A 23,397-nucleotide genomic window follows, 5' to 3' on the forward strand; every position below is an offset into this window, starting at 1 on the left:
TCATCGATGGGACGCCTTCGCCTGCTCAGTGCGCAGGAGCGCTCGCTTGCGAGCAGCGTCTACGGCACCAGCCTGCCCTATGACCGCGTCTATATCTCCGACTGGAAGATCGGCAGCACCGCGGTCACGCTGGCCGGGGTCAACCTTGCCGACGGGCGCTTTATCTACCGGATCTGCTGGCCGCAGGGCTTTCTCAACATCATGAACTCGCTGGCGTTGCGCACGACGCTGATCCACGAGCTCTGCCATGTCTGGCAGGGGCATCATGGCGTATGGCCAACCTTCTATATGGGCCAGTCGATCCTCGACCAGATCGAGGAGGGCGTGCGCGACATCATCAAGAAGCGCGAATACCGCAGATGGGACGAGCATCGCTCCGGCGCCTATACGCTGCACGGCGACGACTGGGGCAAGAAGTGGAGCGAGTTCGGCGTCGAGCAACAGGCGTCGCTGGTTGAGAGCTGGTTCCTGAGCGAGCCCGACCGCCGGCGGCTGAAATGGGATTTCGGGCCCGGCGTGATCGGCGGCGGCGCGTCCCCGCTCGACCCGCGCTTCCCCTATATCCGCGACGTGATCCGGGTCGGCAAGCGCCAGGCGCCGTACCGCGCGCTGGTCACCAGCCTGACCCCGGGCGGCGACCCGGCGATCAAGGCGATCCAGGAGCGGCTGGTCGCGCTCGGCTATCTCGAGCCGCGCTATGCCGACGGCCTGATCGGGCGCAAGCGCAGCGCCACGCTGGACGCGGTGGCCGAGTTCCAGAAGCGCAACAGCCTGAAGGTCGATCGCGACCTTGGCGGCCCGAACAGCGAGACGCGCCGGCGCCTCGCGCTGCCGATCGGGCAGCTGATCGCCGCGCCATGATCCGCCGCCTGTCGATCATCCTGGCGACGGTCGCACTGACCGCCTGCACCCCGGAAAAAGCCGGACCGATGGCGCCGGTCGCCGATCCCGGCATCACGATCGGGAAGGATGACAAGGGCAGCCCGACCGCGCAGCTGGCGGCGGGCCCGCTCTCGCTGACCGTCAGCGGCCGCTGGGCCGACCGCGGCTCGCAGACATTGCTGCTGCGCTATCACAATGGCGCCGCCACGCCGGTCAGCATTACCGTCACCGGATTGACGCTGGACCGCGCGGCGCAGCGCATGCCCCTGCGCTCGGTCACCGACGTCACCGCGGCGGACAGCCCGACCTACAATCCCGACACCGATTCCGCGGCGCTGTACACTGTCGAGAGTCCGGGCGTTGTGCGCGCGCTGACCGTGGCGCCCGGCGCGACGCGGACCATCACCGCCGAGTTCGGGCCGCCGGCAACGGACCCGCCGGTCGCGGCCGGCCAGACCTTCACCGCGCGGGTCGCGGTGCCCGACCGCGCCGTGCCGATCCGTTTCAGGACGGAAACCGATAGCTGGTTCTGAGCCGCCGCTGCGGCCGCGACGGTGCACAATCGAGAACGGAGCCCGCGAGGTTATTCGCGCAACAAGGTCCGGTAATTCGGATCATTGGCAATATCATTCAACACGTAATATTATATTGCCCGGTATATATATCTGACGCAATCCGGCATCACTCAACCTGATTTTTCCGACATTTCTGTGATATTCTGCAGAATATAATCATTATATTCCTGTGAATATGGCTTAACGTTTTTCATCTGATTGCTACATGATTCCATATCATTCCCGCCTATCAAATAGCGCAAGCCTTCCGGCGACCCGATACCGCCAATATCCACATTATATTTTTTGTATTTTTCTCCATTTCTCTCAATGTCTTTCAAGAGTTTTGAGTATTTATAATCATGTAATACTATATGCCCCTCAAGGTCGCTACTCACATGGATGAGATGCCGCCTTCCTTTACGGATTTGATTGCTGGCGTCCTTCGTGGCATCCCAGCCCGTCTTTCGCAAATCCAGATAACTATCCTCATCAAGCATGTACAATAATGGGCAATCAATTTTAGCCTGATTTTCGTTCTTTATTGTCGAATTTGAATTATTTCCACACGAGATCAAAGCCATCATCGCACAGGAAATCACAAATATTTCACCTGCCCCTCGCATATACCTCATAATATGGCCTCCATTTTGTCTCTAGCAAATATGATTTTCTTGGAGTAACATTTAGCTCCTTCCTGAGTGTATTTTCCACATATTTTACAGTGTCACCCATTGAATTCGGCAATATCGTATCGATGATATTCTTTTGTTCTGCCTTTGACATCTTCAGAAATACCCTCATATCCGGCTCATTGGCTCCATGCATCTTCGCCGGATCGGAATAGCCGAAAATCGAGTGGCCAAGTTCATGCGCCATGGCGATAGCGAAACGATATGCTGCGGAAACATTGGCAGGAAGATCTTCAACCTCTCCCACTTGACGGAAGTTGAATAATATAGCGCTCCCCTCTCCTGACATTGCCTGCGTCTCACCGACCGGGCTGAGAAATATCTTTTGCTTCACGCCTTTATACGCCATGTTCAGAATTATTCTCCTTCCGACATCCGTATTGACAAGAATTCTCAGGCTATCCATCAGATTTTTTTGCGCTTCCCTGCGCAGAGGATTATCTGCGGTGAAATCTCGGGTATTTTCTATCTGAAAATACTTTGCGATAATTTCATCCGTCTTCCCATTGCTGAACAGCTTTTCCAACTCCTTCCTTTTTCGTCCGGAAGGAAGAAGATTGTTTTCAATCATGCCATTGTCGAACGGGATCAGGTTGCTCTGATAGGCGGTATCCTTCGGCCCAAGCTTGATCTTGTTGTAATCCTTTGCCGGTTTTGCCGACCGGCCATAGGGGGTGCCTGCTTTGCCGCGCTGTGACATTTCGAGCGGCTGGGTGTCGGCGCCGGAGTCCAGCGCGTGCATCGGCGTCGGATTGCCGGACACAATGCCAAGCTGAGCCGGATCGACCGGCGCCCCGACATCCAGCCCGGACCTGTTCGAAACGGATTGGGGATCTTCGCCCGTAAACACGGCCATGTCCGGCAGATGCGGTCGCGCCGTTTCGCCCTTCAGCGGATCGGGCATCGGCCTTTGCCATACCGCGTCCTGCGTGGCCGGACGCCACACGCCCAAAGCGCGGGCCGCACGGTGCAGCGCGTCGTCGATCTCCGCATCGGTCGCCATGCGCTTGTCGCCGGTCAGGACCTGCAGGTCAGTCATCATGCGCGAATAGAGCTGCATCCTGATGCGGCGCTGTGCCGCACCGGCGTCATCTGCCCTGGGCGGTATCATGGCCGGAGTCACGAAAGGCTCCCGGGACGGCGTGGCCGTTTCGCCCGGCTGGTCCGTCATGGCGGGGTCGGCCGGTGCGATATCGGCCAGGTCATCGCCGACCGGATCCCCGGCCGGTGCGGAGGTATTGGCGTCTGCCGTCGGCAGATCCGTGGGCTGGATCGGGTGAGCCGATGGATCATGGTCGAAGTGTTGCTGCACCTGTGTCTCCTGCAATCCCATGCGCGGCGGTCACCGGCATGTCGCGGGAGGGTTAGCCGCGGGACGGAAATGTTGAATCGGGGCCGGAGATCGGCACCGATAAGACGTGAACCGATACGCGCCATGGGGATGCCGCAGCCTGTCCGGTGGCCCGTATTCCCGTTCCGATTTCCCGCAGCTACGGGAATTTTTGCGGGAAAATGCCTTTTGGGAGCGTTACGGGAATTTACGGGAAATCCTGCGGGAATTTTGTTGGAACGATACGGGAATTTTGCCCCCTTGCTGCGGGACTGTGGAGACATGGCGACGCCGCGCCTCTCGTTGATGTTTTGCCAGCCATGAGAAAGAGCGGGACGGCGTTCCGTCCGGGCGCGCGCTGCCATCAGCGGGCGGCGGATTGATTCATGGCCGGCACGGGATTTTGATGCGACATCCGCAACCAGGGCTATGTCGACGCCATACCGCAACGGCGCGTACATAACAAGAACATCCGTGGACGCGTCCTCGCTCGATGGCGACCTGTTCCATGCCGTCACGCGCCGGTCTTGGCGGCCGGGAGCGTTCGCGCCTATGAGGTAGAACATGATAGCCGCATCCAGAACGCTCTTTTGTCGTGAGGCCAGCCGCGCCGCCGATGGTTCGAGACGATCCGGGTCAACCGGCGACACCCTCGCCCCGCTGGCCGCAACACCGGAGCGGACGGCATGACGGCCTGGCCGCGCCTCTTGAGCGCCGCGGCCATGGTGCTGGCCGTCGCGCCGGCCGTTGCCGGGCCGAGTTCGGTCTATACGCCGGTCGTCGGCAGTGCGGAACGCGCCGCGATCCTCAAGACGCTGCACGGGAATGACGATCCGCACTTCCGCTTCACCTTCAAGCGGTTCTGCGTCGTCCATGACGGGCAGCGGGCGATCGCCTATGTCGAGGGCGAGGGTGCGATGGGCTGGTTCCAGTCGATCCTGACCCGCGACGGCAAGGCCGCGTGGCGCGATGTCTGGGGCGAGGGCGCCGGCGGCAGCAACAGCTGCGTGGTCGGCGCACGGCATTATGCCTGGGCGGTGCGGCTGATCACCGCCTATCATGTCGCGCCCGACGCACTGTTCCCGGGCATCACTGCACGCACGCGCGAGCTGAAGCGCATGGCGAAGACCGATCCGGACCTGCAATGCGTGGGGGATCTGGACGGCGGCGAGCAATAAGCCGCGGCGCTGACGCCGTGCCGGCTGGCCGATCCGGCCATCAAGGGCGGGCGGCAGGGAGCAGATGCACGGTCACCCTGGTTCCCGGCACCATCGTGCGCGGCAGCGTAATCCTTACCGTCACCCCGTCGCCGGCGGCGGATTTGCCGGCTCGCCTCGCCTCGGCGAACTCAGGATAGGCCGTGCACCAGCGAAAGATCGTCATGCGACCGACGCCGAGCACCTCGGCAAGCTCGCGATCGGTGAAGCCCCGGGCGCAGAGCGCGCGGGCCTGGCGGACATAATCGGGTTTGAAAGTCGAGGGGCATGTTTTCATGCCTGCTGCGATAGCCGCGATTGAGCGGTGCTTGAATCGAGCGGCGCAATGAAGCGCGGGGGAGATATGGGACACCGGTTGTGTCGTATCTTTGGCGCCGGGGCGTCGGGCAGGTGTCAGAATTTATCCATGAATATCAATTACTTCCATCACATCTTCAGCAAAATTGCGCGAACGCCGCGCATTCTGCGCAGGCGTTCAGGTGGACGGAATTAAGGGCATGCCCCGACTATCAAAAGCGCGACGTTCGAATGACGTGACGTTCGACCCGATGCTCGGCAACCGGCTTGCCGTCGCGCCCGACCGCGGGCGTGAAGCGCATGGCGGAAACATTTTCGCAGAGAGACCGATCGGTTTCGGCGTTCCCGCCACTCGACATGATCTTGCACTGACTCACTTTGCCGTCAGTGCCGATCAAATAGAGCGAAATAATCTGATACTCATTTTCAAGTTGAGCATTGGCCGGCTCTTCCGGATAGGCATTCTTCTCGGAAGCCGTCGGCACATAGGGTATGGCGACCGCATGGGTCTGGATATTATCCACTTCCGCCGGATCGACGCCCCAATTGGCCTGCAGATCGTCATTGCATTTCTTCAATGCCGCCAGGCCCCTGGCGATCCCGTCCAACGGCAGCACGATCGGCGGCGCCTTGCCCAAGGCCACGGTAACCTCGGTTGAAGCCTCCATCGTCTGCAAGGATGGACGCCGCATGACGATCAGCGTCGTACGGCCCCCGTTTGACGGGCTGGTCGTGAAATTCTTGGTCAGGGGTATCTTGTCGGCCGAGAAGGTAAGCGTCGCGGTTCCCGTCGTTAACGCGCGACGTTGAATGCGCTCGATGATGGCGAGATCGATGTCCTCACTCAACGGCCAGGAACGGATCGCCAGTCCCAATTGGCCCTTGGGACCGGTATAGTCATGGGTCAGTATGCAAGCCTGTGCTGCATAATCCACGGTCCATTGCCCGGCCGGCTGCAACGGCGCAGCGGGCTGGGCCGCGCCTTGCGCCAATATCATTGCGATCGCTGCGTGAAGCACCCCTACCCCCGAACCCTTGTTGACGACGCTGCGGTCATCATTGGGGACCCGAGCCCCCCAGTCAATCTCGTACGCTTCAACCACGCAGGGGTTAAGCGGTCAGGATAAAGTGCGCTGTCACCGAAATTCACGTTTCGGCTTCGGCATCTCTTGAGCCACGAAACTCCGCCTGAAAGCCGAACAGGGGGAGCAGGGTGAACGCCAGCCCCATCGGCAGCAGCCACAAGGGCAGGCCCCAACAGGCCCAGAAGGTCGCCACCTGCGCGGTGCCGGCCGGGTCGCGCGGATCATAGGCGACAGGAACCGGCGCGCCGGCGGGGCGCGAGACCCAGCCGTTCTGCACGAACTCGACGGCCTTGCCCTCCGCTGTGGTGAAGCGGATTTTCGGATGCTGGCGCGGGTCGCTGACCACTCCCGTGGTTCGAGCGGCGTGAGACAGGAACAGCGCGGTCCGGACGGCCAGCACGCCGGCGGCGGCAAGCGCGGCAAGGCCGATGATCATCATGATGACCGTTGCGAGATTTGGCTTCCTTGGGGGTGATCGCCCGGTCATCGTGGATCCACTGTCACGCAATCCGGGGGTTCAGTAAACCGGCACCATAATCGAAAACCGGCGAATTGAGCGATTTAGAAATATAGGCACCCTCGCCCACCCACCTTCGATACATCGGCATGTTGCGTCAGCGACCTTGGAATATGAGGCGACGGGCCAGCCGCCGCCTCATATTACTCAACCTCGCGGTGAGGCCGCGTCGAGCTCGGCGAACTCCGCATCGGTCAGCGTGACCGCGGCGCCGGCGACATTCTCCTCCAGATGCGCGACCCGGCTCGTGCCCGGAATGGGCAGCATGACCGGGCTGCGTCTGAGCAGCCAGGCGAGTGCGATCTGGCCGGGTGTGGCTCCCTTGGCCTTGGCCAGAGTGTCGACGATCGCCCCTGGCTGAGCGAGGCTACCCGCCGCGAGCGGAAACCAGGGGATGAAGCCGATCCCATGCGCTTCGCAATAATCGAGCACATCCTCGTCGGCGCGATTGCCGAGATTGTAGAGGTTCTGCACGGTCGCGACGGGGAAGATCTTGCGCGCCGCCTCGATCTGCGCGACCGACACCTGGCTGAGCCCGGCATGACGGATCAGGCCATGGTCGATGAACGACTTGATCGCGCCGAACTGTTCGTCCTGCGGCACCTTCTTGTCGATGCGATGCAATTGCCACAGGTCGATGCGGTCGACCTTGAGCCGGCGCAAGCTCATCCGCACCGCCTGGCCGAGATAATGCGGATCGCCGACATTGGGCCATTCGCCTTGCGTGACGCCGGGGCGCACCAGGCCGCCCTTGGTCGCGATCAGCAGCCCCTTATAGGGATGGAGCGCCTCGGCGATCAGGTCCTCACTCACGAACGGGCCATAGCTGTCGGCGGTATCGATGAAATCGACGCCGATATCGGGCAGGCGGCGGAGCACGCGAAGCGCCTCGGGCCGATCCTCGGGCTCACCCCAGATGCCCGGGCCAGTGATGCGCATCGCGCCAAAGCCGAGGCGATTCACCGTCATGTCACCGCCGATGGCGAATGTGCCGGACAGGCTTGCGTCAAATATCGTCATGATAGCTCCTCTTTCGCTGAGCGCCGGATGAGCCGGGTACAGCCCGGACCGACACTGATGATGGCCGGATCCGCATCGATCCGGCACCGCATGGTCGGCATCCACAGCACCGGTCCGGCGGTCGACTGGGGAGATAGGGAGCCCGCTTTGCGCGGATAATGGGCGAAATTTCTTTGCGGTGGTGAGTTGGGCTCATCAATGCGGCGGGGTGACGGGATTGGGGGTTATTGCACGTGTCACCGTAATTCCGGATTTAATGCACTGTTACCGTAGTTCCCACCGCGATTCCGGAGTGGTGCTTTCACTTTTTACGAACTGCCGCTAGAAGAAAGGTCAACTATAGAATTTGGGGGAAGGAATGTCAGATTTTGGACCTTTTCATCGAAAAGAAACGAAGTACCAAACAAGGATCGATGCGATAAATCAGGTAAAGTCGAGTGAGATCTGGGGCAGCACGCCAAAGAACGGTGGGAAATGTCCGACAGTTCAAGCCTATCCCGGCACTTTGAACGGCGTCCGAGGAGTTGAGTTTGATACAAAAATTGAACCCCAAAAGGGTAGCTCTCCTCTCGAGGCGAGGTGGTACCTCCATGAGACCCCCGGCGTGCAACAAAGGCACGACAAACAGGGAAATGAGTATGCCTGTATTGCGGCAAATGTTGTGAATCTGCAACCATGAATACACCTCCTCCAACTGTAAAGCGCTTAAGCAATACAGCAAAATATGATGTAATTCCTCAAGCCATATTCTGGCGTAGCATACAGTGCTTCGCTCTAAATCCACAAAAAAACGAAGATGAGCTTGACGTTTTCCTAGTTGCTTCGTTTGTAATTGGAAATCATGTTAATTTCGATTTAAGACGATATGATGGCCATCCACAGGCAACTGTTACTGTCTATATTCCGTCCGAAATCGTGGATCCCGATGAAATCGATGAGGTGCTTGAGTTAGTAATCGCCGGGCTTAGGGTACCCCCATCGGGCATAGCGTGGAAACATGGAGAGGCCTTTGAGTTTGGCCACCTGCCGCGGCACATTGAAGATCGCCTCTTAGAGCGCGAAGCTAGATTGCTAGCCCTCAAGATCGCAGCTGAGGGCAAGGACTTCGAAGCCACCACGGACTATATAAAGAACAGAGTCCCGGAACTAGTCCCTCTAACTTCAAAAGATTTGGAACCATCACGCAGCCGTCCCCGAGAGAAGCTGTGGCAACAAATTGTGGGCAATGTAATTTCCCATCGAGGAAGCAGCAAAAGCCTTTTTACTGAAGGATTAGCTGAACGCACTTCGAACGGCCTTCGTGTCACTGAACTAGGAATTGCTCATTTAAAGAGTGTAGGATTTATATCCTGATTTTCGAATCTCTTTTTGTAACCAAGGGGTAGCCATTTAAGTTCCGTTGGCCCTTCATAACCCTTATCCCATACGAACCAAGCATATGCAGTCGTACCACTTCCTTTAACTTCAGCATTAGCTGGGTAGAATGTTATACGTTCGCTAAACACCCATACGCGCGCTGGGGGTGTATTCGAAAATATTTTGCGCTGTCGATTTGCTCCTTCCAAGAAAGCAAGTCGAAGAAGTAATGCGCATTTCCTCCGTGCCAGCTTATATCCCGTCTCTAGGAATCCTTCAGCGGCGTTGTAAGGAGGATTGGTAACTATGTTCTCGACAGACCGATCCGACTTCAAGAAGTCTACCCCGACCTCCCCATAACCTCGATCATATAGATCGGAAGCAAGGACTTGCTCGCCCGTTTCCGCCAGGACGCGCGCCATCGTTCCGTCTCCACATGCTGGCTCCCAGATCTCGCCATCGAACTTTTCGTTGTCGATCAACGCATAGGTCGCCCACTCCGGTGTAGGATAGAAGTCTGGGCCAGAAAGATCGGCAAAGCGCTTCGTGGCCGGCTTAAATCCGCCGTTGAGGTTATATGTCGCGTCCATGAATCTGGCATAGCAGGTAAGAGAGTCGTGTACATCCGCGCGAAGGCAGGATGTGAGATTGCCGCCACGCGCAAACCAGGGAAAGTGCGTTATTCCGCCGCAACGCTCTCCTTCGCCCGGCTTTTCAACAACGGCGCCAGATACTGCCCGGTAAAGCTCCCCTTTGCCTTCGCCACCTGCTCCGGCGTCCCTTCGGCAACGATCTCGCCACCCTTGACCCCGCCCTCGGGTCCAAGATCCAGCACCCAGTCGGCGGTCTTGATCACATCCAGGTTGTGCTCGATCACCACCACCGTATTCCCTTGCTCGACCAGCTGGTGCAGCACTTCGAGCAGCTTGCGGACGTCCTCGAAATGCAGGCCGGTGGTGGGTTCGTCCAGGATGTAGAGCGTCTGGCCGGTCGCGCGGCGTGAGAGTTCCTTGGCGAGCTTGACGCGTTGCGCCTCGCCACCGGACAGGGTCGTCGCCTGCTGGCCGACCTTGACATAACCCAGGCCGACTTCCGCCAGCATCGCCATCTTGTCGCGGATCGGCGGGACCGCCTTGAAGAATTCGACTGCGTCCTCGACCGTCATGTCGAGCACATCGGCGATTGAGCGACCCTTGAACTTCACCTCCAGCGTTTCGCGATTGTAGCGCGCGCCGTGGCACACATCGCAAGTGACATAGACGTCGGGCAGGAAGTGCATCTCGATCTTGAGCAGGCCGTCGCCCTGGCACGCCTCGCAGCGGCCGCCCTTGACGTTGAAGCTGAAGCGGCCCGGCTTGTAGCCGCGCGCCGCGCTTTCGGGCAGGCCGGCGAACCAGTCGCGGATCTGGGTGAAGGCGCCGGTATAGGTGGCCGGGTTGGAGCGCGGGGTGCGGCCGATCGGCGACTGATCGATGTCGATCACCTTGTCGAGATATTGCAGGCCGGTGACCTTGTCGTGCTTGCCGGCGAGCAGGCGCGCGCCGTTGAGCGTACGCGCGGCCGAGGCGTAGAGCGTGTCGATGGTGAAGCTCGACTTTCCCGAGCCCGACACGCCGGTGATGCAAGTGAAGGTGCCGAGCGGGATGCTCGCGGTGACGCCGCGCAGATTGTTGGCGGTGGCGTTGTGCACGGTCAGCTTCTTGCCATTGCCCTTGCGGCGCGTGGCCGGCACCGGCACTTCGCGCGTGCCGTTGAGATAATCGGCGGTGATGCTGCCCTCCGCCGCGAGCACCTCGGCGAGCGAGCCCTGTGCGACGACTTCGCCGCCATGCACGCCGGCGCCCGGCCCCATGTCGATGACATAATCGGCGGTGCGGATCGCGTCCTCGTCATGCTCGACCACCAGCACGGTGTTGCCGAGATCGCGCAAGCGGCGCAGCGTCTTGAGCAGCATGTCATTGTCGCGCTGGTGCAGGCCGATGCTGGGTTCGTCGAGCACATAGAGCACGCCGGACAGGCCCGAGCCGATCTGCGACGCGAGGCGGATACGCTGGCTCTCGCCGCCCGACAAAGTGCCGCTGGTGCGGTCGAGGTTGAGATAGTCGAGCCCGACATTGTTGAGGAAGCCGAGCCGTTCGAGGATTTCCTTCAGGATGCGCTCGGCGATCGCGCGCTGCTGATCGGTGAGGTCGGCGGGGACATTCTCGAACCAGCTCAGCGCATCGACCACCGACAGTCGGGTGACGCTGGAAATGTCGCGCATGCCGATCTTGACCGCCAGCGCCTCGGGCTTGAGGCGCGCGCCGTGGCACACTTCGCACGCGGCGCTGCTCTGATATTTGGACAGTTCCTCGCGCATCCAGGCGCTCTCGGTCTGGAGCAGGCGGCGGTTGAGGTTGCCGATCACGCCCTCGAACGGCTTCTTCACGTCATACGACTTGCGGCCGTCGACAAAGGTCAGGGTGACCGGCTTGCCGCCGGTGCCGTGGAGGATGATCAGCTTCACTTCGCCGGGCAGATCCTCCCATGGCGTTTCGAGGCTGCAGCCGAATTCGCGCGCCAGGCTGCCCAGCACCTGCATGTAATAGGGCGAAGGCGGGTTGGACTTGGCCCAGGGCACGATCGCGCCCTTTTTGAGCGACAAAGCGTGGTTGGGGACGACGAGATCCTCATCGAACAGCAGTTTTTCGCCCAGGCCGTCGCACGCCGGGCAGGCGCCCTGCGGCGCATTGAAGGAGAAGAGCCGCGGTTCGATCTCGGCAATGGTGAAGCCGCTGACCGGGCAGGCGAATTTCTCGCTGAACACGATGCGGTTGTCGGGGACGCCGGCGCCTTTCATGGCGCCGCCATCGGTGGTGGCGACCGCCCCCTCTCCCGTTCGTGCTGAGCTTGTCGAAGCACCGTTCTTCTTTTTACCGGCGGCGGTGGAAGAGGAGGACGGCCCTTCGACAGGCTCAGGGCGAACGGTGGAGGGTGATTCCGCGATGAACTTCTGCGGCGCTTCCCGGACGCGACTGGACGCTTCCCGGTTGCCCGCCAGCTCCGCGACCGTGGTGTCGACCAAATCGACATAGGCCAGCCCTTCGGCAAGCTTGAGTGCGGATTCGAAGCTTTCCGCGAGGCGGGTGGCGATGCCGTCGCCCATCACCAGGCGGTCGACCACCACCTCGATGTCATGCTTGTATTTCTTGTCGAGCGCGGGCGCTTCGTCGATCTCGTAAATCTCGCCGTCGATGCGCACGCGGGTGAAGCCAGCCTTCTGCCACTCGGCCAGTTCCTTGCGATATTCGCCCTTGCGGCCGCGCACCACCGGCGCGAGCAGATAGAGGCGCGTGCCCTCCGGCAAAGTCATCACGCGGTCGACCATCTGGCTGACGGTCTGCGCGGCGATCGGCAGGCCGGTGGCGGGCGAATAGGGGATGCCGACACGCGCCCAGAGCAGGCGCATATAATCGTAGATCTCGGTCACCGTCGCGACGGTCGAGCGCGGGTTGCGGCTGGTGGTCTTCTGCTCGATCGAGATCGCCGGCGACAGGCCCTCGATATGGTCGACATCGGGCTTCTGCATCAGTTCGAGGAACTGGCGCGCATAGGCGCTGAGCGATTCGACGTAGCGGCGCTGACCCTCGGCATAGATGGTGTCGAAAGCGAGGCTCGATTTGCCCGAGCCGGACAGGCCGGTAATCACGGTGAGCGTGTCGCGCGGGATGTCGACCGACACGTTCTTGAGGTTGTGCTCGCGCGCGCCGCGGACGGATATGTGAGTCAGCATGCGGCGATATGTTCCATATTTGTTCGGATTCGGCAAGACCCGAGCTGGGTCGGGTCTGGAATCCTAATCTGGGAATTTGGTCGCCGTCCCGCAAGGATGGCACGCATGCCGTAGCGGCACATGCCGGGACGCCATTCTGACACGAAACCTCGCTAATCGTTGCAGAATCAGTCGAATATCGTCAACGATGTTCGTTCGGGACGGGGGGATTATCGACATGGCGAATTATGTTGGCGGCGGGGGCGACGACACGTTTACGGGCACCAGTGCCAACGACACCGCGGTGGGCAATGGCGGGAAAGATCTCCTGACCGGCGAAGGCGGCAATGACCGTCTCGAAGGCAATGACGGCAATGACGAGCTGCGTGGCGGCAGCGGCAATGACATGCTGATCGGCGGCGACGGCAGCGACATGATCCATGGCGATGGCGGCGCCGATACGATGCTCGGCGGCGACGGCGACGATTTTCTATATGTCCAGGAAGGTGATCTCAGCGTCGGCGACGTGTATGACGGCGGTGCCGGCTTCGATACATTATATGTGCAAACCACAGCCGATCTGACCAACGTCAATTTGTCCGGGATCGAGCTGATCCATTCTCTCTCCGACACCGTTACGATCAGTACCGCGCAAGTCAGCGGCTTCGCGCAAATGAACGGCGATTTCGTGTTCGGCAATGGCGGCAGCGTGTCTTTTGCTGGTATAAAAATCGACTTTAACAGTCATTTTTCCCTGGCAGCGGCGGGGAATAATGTCGATTTTTCCGGTGCGATCATCCTGTCGCCCTTCAACCCCTCGTTCTCCGGTATCGCGGCAGGTGGCCGCATCGGTAACGATACGATCACTGGTACTGCCCTGGACGATTATTTCGATGGGGGCGAAGGCAATGACACGCTGAATGGCGGCGATGGGGCGGACAAGCTGTTGGGCGGCAGCGGCAATGGCGCCGATACGATCAATGGCGGTGCGGGCAATGACACGATCGAGGGTGGTGCGGGCGCCGACATCATCAATGGCGGCGCTGGCGACGACACCATCACCATCTCTTCCACGGACCAGAATCTGGGTGCGTCGTATAATGGCGGCAGCGGTTTCGATTCATTACATGTGCAGTCTCCACTGGGCGCCGACTTCTCGAGCATCACCCTGACCGGCATTGAGCGGTTGACGGCGGGAACGCTCAGCTTGCGCGCCGATCAGCTCATGGGCCTGTCCGAGATTGACAGCCTGAACCTCACCCTGACGACTGGCGGCACCGTGTCACTCGCCGGAATCGCGGTTTATGGTGACACGATACTTCTGGCCAACGCCACGAATATCTTCGACCTCACCGGTACGGTCGGCGTGTCCCACCACCGCGTGTATGGGGGCGATGGGAATGATACGATCATCAGCGGCGAAACGTTCGACAGCTTCTTCGGCGGTGGCGGCAACGATGTTCTGATCGCCGGTGGCAGCCTGAGCGACGGGCTGACCGGTGACGCAGGCAATGACCAGCTGTGGGGCGGCGCAGCCGACGACTATCTGGACGGCGGAGACGATAACGATCTGTTGCATGGCGGCCTGGGCAATGATCGTCTTCTTGGCGGCCTGGGAACCGACACGGCAACTTATGCCGACGCCAGTGGCGCGGTGACGGTCAATCTGTATTCCGGCACGGTCTCCGGCGCGGCCGGACTCGATCAGATATCCAGCGTGGAGAATGTGATCGGCTCGGCCTATGCCGACACGCTGACCGGCGGGGCAGAGGTCAACCTGCTCCAGGGCATGAACGGCAACGACATTCTCGACGGCGGCGCGGGCAGCGACCGGCTCGAGGGCGGCAAGGGCAACGACACCTATTATGTCGATAATGCCGGCGACAGCGTCTGGGAGGCAGCCGGCGAAGGTAATGACACCGTCTTCGCAAGCGCCAGCTTCGCGCTGGGCGCCGGTCAGGAGATCGAAACGCTGGCGACGACCAGCGATGCAGGCACCGACGCAATCAACCTGACCGGCAACGAATTCGCCAATACGGTGCGCGGCAATGCGGGCAATAACCGGCTTGACGGCGGCGCGGGCGGCGACCGGCTTACCGGTGGTGCAGGCGATGATCGCTATATCATCGACAACAGCCTCGATCGCGTGATCGAAAATGCCAATGAGGGCATCGATACGGTCGAAAGCTCAGTCACCTTTTCCTTTGTCAGCCTGGCCGCGCTGGAGAATCTCACGCTGACCGGCATTGGGACGATCAATGGCACCGGCAATGCGCTCGCCAATATCCTGATCGGCAATGCGGCCGCGAACGTCCTCGACGGCGGCACCGGCATCGACCGGATGGAGGGCGGTGCGGGCAACGACACTTATTATGTCGATCTCGCCGATGACATCGTTCGTGAGGCGGCCGGTGAAGGTGACGACACCGTATTGACGGCGCGAAGCTATGCGCTGGCGGCCGGGCAGGAAATCGAGACGCTGGCGACGATCAATGATGCCGGGACCGGCTTCATCAACCTGACCGGCAATGAGTTCGCCAACACGCTGCGCGGCAATGCCGGGGGCAATATCCTTGATGGCGGCCTCGGCGCCGACCGGATGTCCGGCGGACTGGGCAACGACACCTATGTTGTCGATAATGCCGGGGATCAGGCGATCGAGTTGAGCGGCGGCGGCACCGACACGATCATGAGCTCGATCAGCTTCTCGCTCGCAGACGCGCCCGAGGTGGAGAACCTCACGCTGACCGGAGTCGGTTCGCTCACCGCGACGGGCAACGCGCTGAACAACATCCTGATCGGCAATGCGGGAGCAAATTATCTGACCGGCGGCCTCGGCGCGGATCGGATGGAGGGCGGCGCCGGCGACGACACCTATTATGCCGATACGTCCGATACACTTGTGGAGGCCGTCGGTGCGGGCGTCGACACGGCCTATGTCACGACCAGTTACACGCTGGCCGCGGGGGTCGAGATCGAACGGCTATGGGTGCTCGACCGTACGGCAACCGGTGCACTCGATCTGACGGGCAATGGATTCGCCAATTGGCTGATCGGCAATGCCGGCGCCAACAGGCTCGATGGCGGATTGGGCAACGACGTGCTGGAGGGCGGCGCGGGCAACGACCTGCTCCTTGGCGGTGACGGCAACGACAGCCTTTCCGGCGGCCTGGGCAGTGACGAGCTCCGTGGCGGTCGCGGCGACGACAGCTATTATCTCGATGATCTGAACGATACGATTATCGAAGCGGCCGGCGAAGGCAGCGACACGATCAACGCGAGCCTGTCCTTCATCCTGGCGGCAGGCCTGCAGATAGAAGTGCTCAATGCGTATCGCGTCGATGGGTCGGGTAACGCACTGGCGATGGATCTGACCGGCAATGAGTATCAGCAATCCATCAACGGCAATAATGCCGGCAATGTGCTGAGCGGCCTTGGCGGCATGGATTATCTGTACGGCAATGGCGGCGGCGACACACTCTATGGCGGCGAGGGTAATGATGTGCTGGACGGCGGCACGGGCGGCGACCGGATGTACGGCGGCACCGGGGACGATTCCTATTTCATCGAGAGCAGCCTGGACCGGGTGATCGAACTCGACGGCGAAGGCTTGGATACCGTCTTCAGTACCGTGTCGTTCTCGCTCGTGGGCAGCGGCGTGGAGCAGCTTTTCCTTTCCGGCGACGCGGCGATCAACGCCACCGGCAATGCGCTGAACAACAATATGCGGGGTAATGTCGCGGCGAACATTCTGGACGGCGGTATCGGCAACGATCAGATGCTGGGCGGGGCCGGCGACGACATCTATTATGTCGATGTCGCCGGCGATACTGTCGTGGAGCAAATCGGTGACGGCAACGACACCGTGCTCACCGCCCGGACCTATGCGCTGGGCGGCGGACAGGAGATCGAGACGCTGGCGACGGCCAACGATGCCGGAACCGGCTTCATCAACCTGACCGGCAATGAATTTGCCAACACATTGCGCGGCAATGCCGGCGGCAACCGTCTCGACGGCTGGCTGGGCAGCGACACGCTGACTGGCCTCGGTGGTGCCGACACCTTCGTGTTTGATACCGCGCTCGGTGCGACCAATGTCGATACGATCACCGACTTCGTCCATGGCACTGACCGGATCGAGCTCGACCAGTCGATCTTCACGGGGCTTGGACTGGGGACGCTGGGCGCCAGTGCGTTCGGCAATGGCCCCGCCACGACCGCCGACCAGCATATCCTGTACGACGCGGCGACCGGCAAGCTGTCCTATGATGCCGATGGATCGGGTGCGGGCGCGGCGATCGTTTTCGCCACGCTTTCCAACCATCCCGCCACCATCACCAGTGCGGATTTCCTGATCGTGCCGTGAATCAATGCCGATTCAACATCGCGGGCATAGGGTCTATTTCTTCAGTGCACTGAACACCTAGAGACTTGTTGTGCCGACCACGGTTCGTCTACCGTGCGGCCTTGGGCGGGGAGAGACTGGCATGACCGATTTCGTGGGCGGCACCGGCGATGACATCTTCACCGGCGGCATCAACGTGGATACTGCGACGGGCAACGGCGGCAACGACACGCTGGCGGGCGGCTCGGGTGCGGATATCCTGGACGGCGGGGATGGCAATGACTGGCTTTATTCGGCGAATATAATTCCGGTTTTCACACTTCCCTACTACGACTCCCGTTCGTACATTCCGCCAATTATCGACCCGACAGGCGAGCAGGACGTCCTGCGCGGCGGTGGTGGGAATGATTATATCTTCGCGGGCTATGGCGACAACGTCGATGGCGGTGCCAACGACAGCTTTGGCGATTATCTCTATATCAGCTTTCTGGCCGCGCCGACCGGTATCACTTTCGACGGAGGCCTGGCCACGCAAGTCGTCGGTGGCGCCACAATTACCGGCATCGAGAATATCAGCTTTGTTCAGGGCAGCAATTTCGCCGATACGATCAATGGAGCATCGATCGGGTCGGGCTATAGCGAATATGGCGCATTGCTGGGCATGGGGGGCAACGACACGATAGTCGCCGGCTATTATACAGGGACTATATTCGGTGGCGATGGCAACGATATCATTGACGGTCGTCCCAGCTCGTATCTCAGGGATGTGTATGGCGACGATGGCGACGACACGATCTATACTAATAACTATTCGTTCGCATTTGGTGGTGCCGGGAACGACACGATCTATGCGCATGCCACTGTTTTCGCCGGCAGTGGAAACGACCTGATTATCCTACAGCCCCGTTTCAATTCGGGCCATGCGGTTTTCGGTGAAAGCGGTGACGATGAAGTTCACGCCTCAACGTCCGGTGACATTGTTTTCGGGGGCGATGGCGCCGACCGCTTGTCTGGAAACACCGGCGACGACACATTCGGCTCCGCCGGAGCTTCTTCCAACCCTAATGTCCCGGACGACGATTTAGGTGTCGAACGTGACATCGTTACCGGCGGCGATGGCAATGACCTGGTTTCGGTTGGAATTGGGGACGATGCCGATGGCGGTGCGGATTTCGACACGCTGCACCTGTCGCTGGCTGGTGCAAGCGCAGGCGTGAATTTCTTCACCCAGGGCATCACCGGCGCCACACCATTCGTGTACGCCGGTGGGACGATCGTCAATTTCGAGGATTTTACCTCTCTTCGCGGATCTGAATTCAATGACCAGCTGGTCATCGCAACACAGGCCAGCCGGTTGACGATAGAGGCTGGCGGAGGTGGCGACGTCGTCGTCGCCAGCCAAAGTTCGGTGACGGTGAATGGTGGGGCAGGTGACGACCAGCTAACGGGCAGTTCGGTAACAGATACGCTCTCAGGGTCGATCGGCGACGATAGGCTGGACGGCGGTGCCGGCGCCGATCAGCTTTACGGCGGCGCCGGAGACGACCATTTCATCGTCGACAATATCGGCGACCAGGTGTTCGAGATTCAGGGCGAAGGCACGGATACCGTAGAGAGTTCGGTGTCCTTCTCACTCGTGGGCAGCGCAGTCGAGAATCTGACGCTGACCGGCGACGCGGCGATCAACGGCACCGGCAACGCGCTGAACAACAACATGCGGGGCAACGTCGCGGCGAACACGCTGTACGGCGGCGGCGGCAATGATGTGCTTGATGGTGGGGCCGGCGGCGACCGGCTTTATGGCGGCGCAGGCGACGACCGCTATGTCATCGACAACAGCCTCGACCGCGTGACCGAACTCGACGGCGAAGGTACGGATACCGTCGAAAGCTCAGTGAGCTTCTCGTTCAGCAGCCTGTCCGCGCTGGAGAATCTGACTCTGACCGGCATCGGCGCGATCAACGGCACCGGCAATGCCCTGAACAACATCCTGATCGGCAATGCGGCGGCGAATATTCTCGACGGCAGCACCGGCGTGGACACGATGCAGGGCGGCGGCGGCAACGACACTTATTATGTCGATGTTGCGGGTGATATCGTCCTTGAAGGCGCTGGCGCCGGCAACGACACGGTGCTTACCGCGCGAAGCTATGCGCTGACCGCCGGGCAGGAAATCGAGACGCTGGCGACGGCGAACGATGCCGGGACCGGCTTCATCAATCTGACCGGCAATGAGTTCGACAATATCCTGCGCGGTAATGCCGGCGGCAACCGGCTCGATGGCGGCCTGGGTGCGGACCAGATGGCCGGCGGGCTGGGTAACGATACCTATGTCGTCGACAATGTCGGGGATCAGGTCATCGAGCTGAGCAGCGGCGGGACGGACAGCGTCGAAAGCTCGGTGAACTTCTCGCTTGAGGGCAGCGCAGTTGAAAATCTCACGCTGACTGGCTCCGCCGCGATTAATGGCACCGGCAATGCGCTCGCCAATATCTTGATCGGCAATACAAATTCGAACATCCTCGATGGCGGCAGCGGTGCCGACCTGATGGAAGGCGGTGCCGGTGATGACATCTATTATGTCGACAATGCTTCGGATGTAATCCGTGAGGCGATCCACGGAGGCAATGACTCTGTGTTCACCAGCATAAGTTTCGCCCTCCCCGCCGGGCTGGAAATTGAGTACATGGCGATCACCCGCCGGACTGGAACCGATGCGATCGACCTGACCGGCAACGAACTGGCGAATCGCCTGATCGGCAATGCCGGCGCCAACAGACTCGAAGGCGGTGCAGGAAACGACCAGCTTTTGGGCTTTGCGGGGAATGATCAGCTCTACGGCGGTGTCGGCAGTGACACCCTGTTCGGCGATGCAGGCAGCGACCAGCTCTATGGCGGCACGGGGGACGATTATTACCTCGTCGATGACGCCAACGACACGATTGTCGAGCTGGCCGGGGAAGGCAATGATTCGATCCTCGCCGACGTATCGATCACATTGACGGCGGATCAGGAGATCGAAGCCATCATGGCCGGGAGTGGGTCTGATGGCGACCTGCCGATCAACTTGACCGGCAATGGCTATAGCCAGGCGATGAGCGGCAACGGCGCGAACAATGTGTTGAGCGGCCTTGGCGGCAATGATGTTCTCAGCGGCCAGGAGGGTGCCGATACGCTGTATGGCGGGGACGGCAATGATACGCTCGATGGCGGTTTGGGCGGCGACCGGATGTATGGCGGCACGGGCGACGACCGCTATGTGATCGACAATAGCCTCGACCGCGTGACCGAACTCGACGGCGAAGGTACCGACCTGGTCGAAAGCTCGGTGAGCTTCTCGCTGGCGGGCAACGCCGTGGAAAACCTCACACTGACGGGTTCCGGGGCAATCAACGGCACAGGGAACGCGCTGGACAATCGACTGGTCGGCAACGCGGCAGCGAACATTCTCGATGGCGGCCTCGGCGTCGATCAGATGCAAGGCGGCGCCGGCAACGACATCTATTATGTCGATGTCGCCGGCGATTTCGTCTTTGAAGCCGCCGGGGGCGGCAACGACACGGTGCTCGCGGCACGAAGCTATACGCTCGTAGCCGGGCAGGAGATCGAGACGCTGGCGACGGCCAATGACGCCGGGACCGGCTTCATCAACCTGACCGGCAATGAATTCGACAATATCCTGCGCGGTAATGCCGGCGGCAACCGGCTCGATGGCGCCCTGGGTGCGGACCAGATGGCTGGCGGGCTGGGCAACGACACCTATGTCGTCGACAATGCCGGCGATCAGATCACCGAGCTAAGCGGCGGCGGTACCGACAGCGTCGAAAGCTCGATCAGCTTTTCGCTCGCAAACGCGCCCGAAGTGGAAAATCTCACTTTGACCGGTGTCGCCGCGCTCAATGCCACGGGCAATGGGCTGGCCAATATCCTGACCGGCAATGCCGCAGCGAACCAGTTGTTCGGCGGCAGCGGCAATGACACGCTCTATGGCGGCGATGGCGAGGATTTGCTCGATGGCGGCTTGGGCGCCGACCGTCTTTATGGCGGTGCCGGCAATGACCGCTACATCGTCGATGACAGCGGCGACCAGGTGTTCGAGGTCAATGCCGCGGGCATCGACATGGTCGAAAGCTCGGTGAACTTCTCGCTCAATGGCCTGACAGCGCTGGAGAATCTCACTCTCACCGGCAGCGCAGCGATCAACGGCACAGGCAATGATCTCGCCAATGAATTGCGTGGCAATAGCGGCAACAACCAGTTGGACGGCGGCCTGGGCGCTGACTCGCTCTATGGTGAGGCGGGCAATGACATACTGATGGGCGGCGCGGGTAATGATATCCTGACCGGCGGCACCGGCCTCGACCAGATGTCCGGCGGCGCCGGGGACGATCGCTTTATCGTAGATAATGTCGGCGATCAGGTGTTTGAGGACGCCGGAAACGGCACGGATATCGTCGAAAGCTCAGTGACCTTCACGCTGACGGGCGACGTAGAGAATCTCACGCTGACCGGCGTTGCGGCGATCACCGGCACGGGCAACGCATTGAACAATAATATGCGAGGCAATGTCGCCGCGAACACGTTGTACGGCGGCGGCGGCAATGATGTGCTCGACGGCGGCGCCGGCGGTGATCGGCTGTACGGCGGCGCAGGCGATGACCGCTATATCGTCGACAACAGCCTCGACCGGGTGACCGAACTGGATGGCGAAGGCACGGATACGATCGAAAGCTCGGTAAGCTTTTCGCTCGCTGGCGGAGTGGAGAATCTGACGCTGACCGGCATCGGCGCGATCAACGGCACCGGCAATACGCTGGCCAATATCCTGATCGGCAATGCGGCGGCAAATATCCTCGATGGTGGCCTCGGCGTCGATACGATGCAGGGCGGCGCGGGCGACGATATCTATTATGTCGATGTTGCCGGCGATATCGTGCTGGAGGGCGCGGGCGGTGGCAACGACACCGTGCTTTCAGCTCGAACCTATGCGCTCGCCGCCGGGCAGGAAATCGAAACGCTGGCAACGGCCAATGATGCCGGAACCGGCTTCATCAACCTGACCGGCAATGAATTCGCCAACACGCTGCGCGGCAATGCCGGCGGCAATATACTCGACGGCGGCGCAGGTGACGACACCCTCTTTGGTGGCGACGGCAATGATACGCTTAATGGTGGAGCAGGGTTCGACGCACTTTACGGCGGCAAGGGCAATGATCGCTATGTCATAAGCGACAATACTGACAGCATCTTCGAATTTGCCGGAGAAGGAATAGATACCGTTGAAACATCGGTGTACTTCTCGCTCGGCGGCATTTCGGTCGAAAATCTCACGATAACTGGCACATCAGAGGTCTCAGCCAACGGAAACGAGCTAGACAATATTCTTATTGGGAACATGGCGAGGAACGTTCTTCTAGGCTATGCAGGGAATGATCAACTCTTCGGTGGCGGAGGGGATGACTCGCTCTGGAGTGGCATAGGAATCGACCAGCTATATGGGGGAAGTGGGGACGATCTTTATACCGTCGATGATCCTCGTGCGATGATTTTCGAACGGGCTGGCGAGGGTGACGATGCCGTGTTTGCAAATGTGTCGTCATACACACTCGCCACGGGCCAGGAGATCGAATGGCTCTGGGGTTATGGCGGCTCTGAAAACTATGACTTGCCGATCAGCCTCACCGGCAATGAATATAGACAGATTATTCACGGCAATGTCGGCAATGATATTCTGAGTGGGCTGGGCGGCAATGACACGCTGTTTGGCCATGGCGGCAGTGACACGTTACTCGGTGGCGATGGCGATGATATACTCGTTGGTGACCGGTTCGAAAACGAAGGGGGCAACAACCGCCTTAGTGGCGGCGCCGGTAACGACGAGATGATCGGCGGGAGCGGCATAGACAGCTTTGTTTTCGATACCGCGCTCGGCGCGAATAATGTCGATAAAATTGACTATGTCCAGAGCGGCATCGACCACATTGAGCTCGACCGGTCAATCTTCACAGCTCTCGGCCTGGGCACCCTGTCCAGTGCGGAACTCGGCTTTGGCAGTGCGGCCACGACCGCGGCGCAGCGCATTCTATATGACTCCTCGACCGGCAACCTGTCTTATGACGCGGACGGGTCCGGTGCGGATGCTGCAGTTGTTTTTGCCCACATCGATCGTTACGCGGGTATCACCAGCGCGGATTTCCTTGTCGTGCCGTGATCCGACAAGAGCGCGACTGTTGTCGTGGCGCCGGGTAAATTGCCCCGCGCAACCACAGCAAATGCGGAGCGAAAGACGTGCAGATCATCCCCGTGCTCGCTCTGGCCTTGCTGACGGGAGGTCCCACTCCTTCCCGTCCG

General features: G+C 60.4%; 14 protein-coding genes. 6 read left to right on the top strand and 8 right to left on the bottom strand.

Annotated elements, in window-relative coordinates; genetic code table 11:
* Positions 1 to 6 precede the first annotated feature (6 nt).
* Positions 7 to 861 (top strand): peptidoglycan-binding domain-containing protein, encoded by an 855-nt coding sequence (locus ACRECS_RS12370; protein ID WP_431583266.1) that lies wholly within the window; start codon positions 7 to 9, stop codon positions 859 to 861.
* A complete protein-coding gene (locus ACRECS_RS12375; RefSeq protein ID WP_431583267.1) occupies positions 858 to 1,415 on the top strand; it encodes a hypothetical protein in 558 nt (185 codons plus the stop codon). The genes ACRECS_RS12370 and ACRECS_RS12375 overlap by 4 nt, the downstream gene beginning before the upstream one ends.
* 152 nt (positions 1,416 to 1,567) lie before the next feature.
* On the opposite strand, the gene ACRECS_RS12380 is transcribed toward ACRECS_RS12375, so the two are convergent.
* Both ACRECS_RS12380 and ACRECS_RS12385 read right to left on the bottom strand, forming a co-directional pair.
* Positions 1,568 to 2,071 carry a hypothetical protein gene (locus ACRECS_RS12380; RefSeq protein WP_431583268.1) on the bottom strand — a complete coding sequence of 168 codons (504 nt, stop codon included), beginning with the start codon at positions 2,069 to 2,071 and terminating at the stop codon, positions 1,568 to 1,570.
* A complete protein-coding gene (locus ACRECS_RS12385; protein ID WP_431583269.1) occupies positions 2,046 to 3,440 on the bottom strand; it encodes a hypothetical protein in 1,395 nt (464 codons plus the stop codon). Before ACRECS_RS12385 ends, ACRECS_RS12380 begins: the two co-directional genes overlap by 26 nt.
* A gap of 704 nt (positions 3,441 to 4,144) precedes the next feature.
* Between ACRECS_RS12385 and ACRECS_RS12390 the strand changes: the two genes are divergently transcribed.
* Positions 4,145 to 4,636, top strand: coding sequence for a hypothetical protein (locus ACRECS_RS12390; RefSeq protein ID WP_431583270.1), 492 nt, complete (start codon positions 4,145 to 4,147; stop codon positions 4,634 to 4,636).
* Positions 4,637 to 4,676: 40 nt separating this feature from the next.
* On the opposite strand, the gene ACRECS_RS12395 is transcribed toward ACRECS_RS12390, so the two are convergent.
* From ACRECS_RS12395 to ACRECS_RS12410, 4 genes are all read right to left on the bottom strand, one after another.
* Positions 4,677 to 4,952 carry a hypothetical protein gene (locus ACRECS_RS12395; protein ID WP_431583271.1) on the bottom strand — a complete coding sequence of 92 codons (276 nt, stop codon included), beginning with the start codon at positions 4,950 to 4,952 and terminating at the stop codon, positions 4,677 to 4,679.
* Positions 4,953 to 5,184: 232 nt separating this feature from the next.
* On the bottom strand, positions 5,185 to 5,991 hold the full coding sequence (locus ACRECS_RS12400; protein WP_431583272.1) for an energy transducer TonB: 807 nt from the start codon (positions 5,989 to 5,991) through the stop codon (positions 5,185 to 5,187).
* A 127-nt stretch (positions 5,992 to 6,118) separates the two neighbouring features.
* A complete protein-coding gene (locus tag ACRECS_RS12405) occupies positions 6,119 to 6,493 on the bottom strand; it encodes a DUF3592 domain-containing protein (RefSeq protein WP_431583273.1) in 375 nt (124 codons plus the stop codon).
* Positions 6,494 to 6,721: 228 nt separating this feature from the next.
* Positions 6,722 to 7,594 carry an aldo/keto reductase gene (locus ACRECS_RS12410; RefSeq protein WP_431583274.1) on the bottom strand — a complete coding sequence of 291 codons (873 nt, stop codon included), beginning with the start codon at positions 7,592 to 7,594 and terminating at the stop codon, positions 6,722 to 6,724.
* Positions 7,595 to 8,269: 675 nt separating this feature from the next.
* On the opposite strand from ACRECS_RS12410, the gene ACRECS_RS12415 reads away from it, so the two are divergent.
* A complete protein-coding gene (locus tag ACRECS_RS12415; protein ID WP_431583275.1) occupies positions 8,270 to 8,947 on the top strand; it encodes a hypothetical protein in 678 nt (225 codons plus the stop codon).
* Here the strand turns inward: ACRECS_RS12415 and ACRECS_RS12420 are convergent.
* The gene (locus tag ACRECS_RS12420) at positions 8,917 to 9,540 is read right to left on the bottom strand and encodes a hypothetical protein (RefSeq protein WP_431583276.1); all 624 of its coding nucleotides are present in this window, start codon (positions 9,538 to 9,540) and stop codon (positions 8,917 to 8,919) included. The two genes, ACRECS_RS12415 and ACRECS_RS12420, sit on opposite strands and share 31 nt — an antisense overlap.
* An 89-nt stretch (positions 9,541 to 9,629) precedes the next feature.
* Entirely contained in the window at positions 9,630 to 12,722 is a 3,093-nt protein-coding gene (gene uvrA, locus ACRECS_RS12425) for an excinuclease ABC subunit UvrA (RefSeq protein WP_431583277.1), read from the bottom strand.
* Positions 12,723 to 12,939: 217 nt separating this feature from the next.
* Between uvrA and ACRECS_RS12430 the strand changes: the two genes are divergently transcribed.
* Together ACRECS_RS12430 and ACRECS_RS12435 are read left to right on the top strand one after the other, a co-directional pair.
* On the top strand, positions 12,940 to 17,067 hold the full coding sequence (locus tag ACRECS_RS12430) for a beta strand repeat-containing protein (RefSeq protein WP_431583278.1): 4,128 nt from the start codon (positions 12,940 to 12,942) through the stop codon (positions 17,065 to 17,067).
* A gap of 121 nt (positions 17,068 to 17,188) precedes the next feature.
* On the top strand, positions 17,189 to 23,257 hold the full coding sequence (locus tag ACRECS_RS12435) for a hypothetical protein (RefSeq protein WP_431583279.1): 6,069 nt from the start codon (positions 17,189 to 17,191) through the stop codon (positions 23,255 to 23,257).
* Positions 23,258 to 23,397: the final 140 nt, after the last annotated feature.

Origin of the sequence: Sphingomonas sp. (assembly GCF_050725575.1) — a bacterium.
Taxonomy (GTDB): domain Bacteria; phylum Pseudomonadota; class Alphaproteobacteria; order Sphingomonadales; family Sphingomonadaceae; genus Sphingomonas.

What these genes read in the sequence shown, in the direction of transcription:
- ACRECS_RS12435 (WP_431583279.1), top strand. Translation starts at nt 17,189, where the DNA reads ATGACCGATTTCGTGGGCGGCACCGGCGATGACATCTTCACCGGCGGC.
- ACRECS_RS12430 (WP_431583278.1), top strand. Translation starts at nt 12,940, where the DNA reads ATGGCGAATTATGTTGGCGGCGGGGGCGACGACACGTTTACGGGCACC.
- ACRECS_RS12380 (WP_431583268.1), bottom strand. Translation starts at nt 2,071, where the DNA reads ATGAGGTATATGCGAGGGGCAGGTGAAATATTTGTGATTTCCTGTGCG.
- ACRECS_RS12375 (WP_431583267.1), top strand. Translation starts at nt 858, where the DNA reads ATGATCCGCCGCCTGTCGATCATCCTGGCGACGGTCGCACTGACCGCC.
- ACRECS_RS12395 (WP_431583271.1), bottom strand. Translation starts at nt 4,952, where the DNA reads ATGAAAACATGCCCCTCGACTTTCAAACCCGATTATGTCCGCCAGGCC.
- ACRECS_RS12390 (WP_431583270.1), top strand. Translation starts at nt 4,145, where the DNA reads ATGACGGCCTGGCCGCGCCTCTTGAGCGCCGCGGCCATGGTGCTGGCC.
- uvrA (WP_431583277.1), bottom strand. Translation starts at nt 12,722, where the DNA reads ATGCTGACTCACATATCCGTCCGCGGCGCGCGCGAGCACAACCTCAAG.
- ACRECS_RS12370 (WP_431583266.1), top strand. Translation starts at nt 7, where the DNA reads ATGGGACGCCTTCGCCTGCTCAGTGCGCAGGAGCGCTCGCTTGCGAGC.
- ACRECS_RS12415 (WP_431583275.1), top strand. Translation starts at nt 8,270, where the DNA reads ATGAATACACCTCCTCCAACTGTAAAGCGCTTAAGCAATACAGCAAAA.
- ACRECS_RS12410 (WP_431583274.1), bottom strand. Translation starts at nt 7,594, where the DNA reads ATGACGATATTTGACGCAAGCCTGTCCGGCACATTCGCCATCGGCGGT.
- ACRECS_RS12420 (WP_431583276.1), bottom strand. Translation starts at nt 9,540, where the DNA reads ATGGACGCGACATATAACCTCAACGGCGGATTTAAGCCGGCCACGAAG.
- ACRECS_RS12405 (WP_431583273.1), bottom strand. Translation starts at nt 6,493, where the DNA reads ATGATCATCGGCCTTGCCGCGCTTGCCGCCGCCGGCGTGCTGGCCGTC.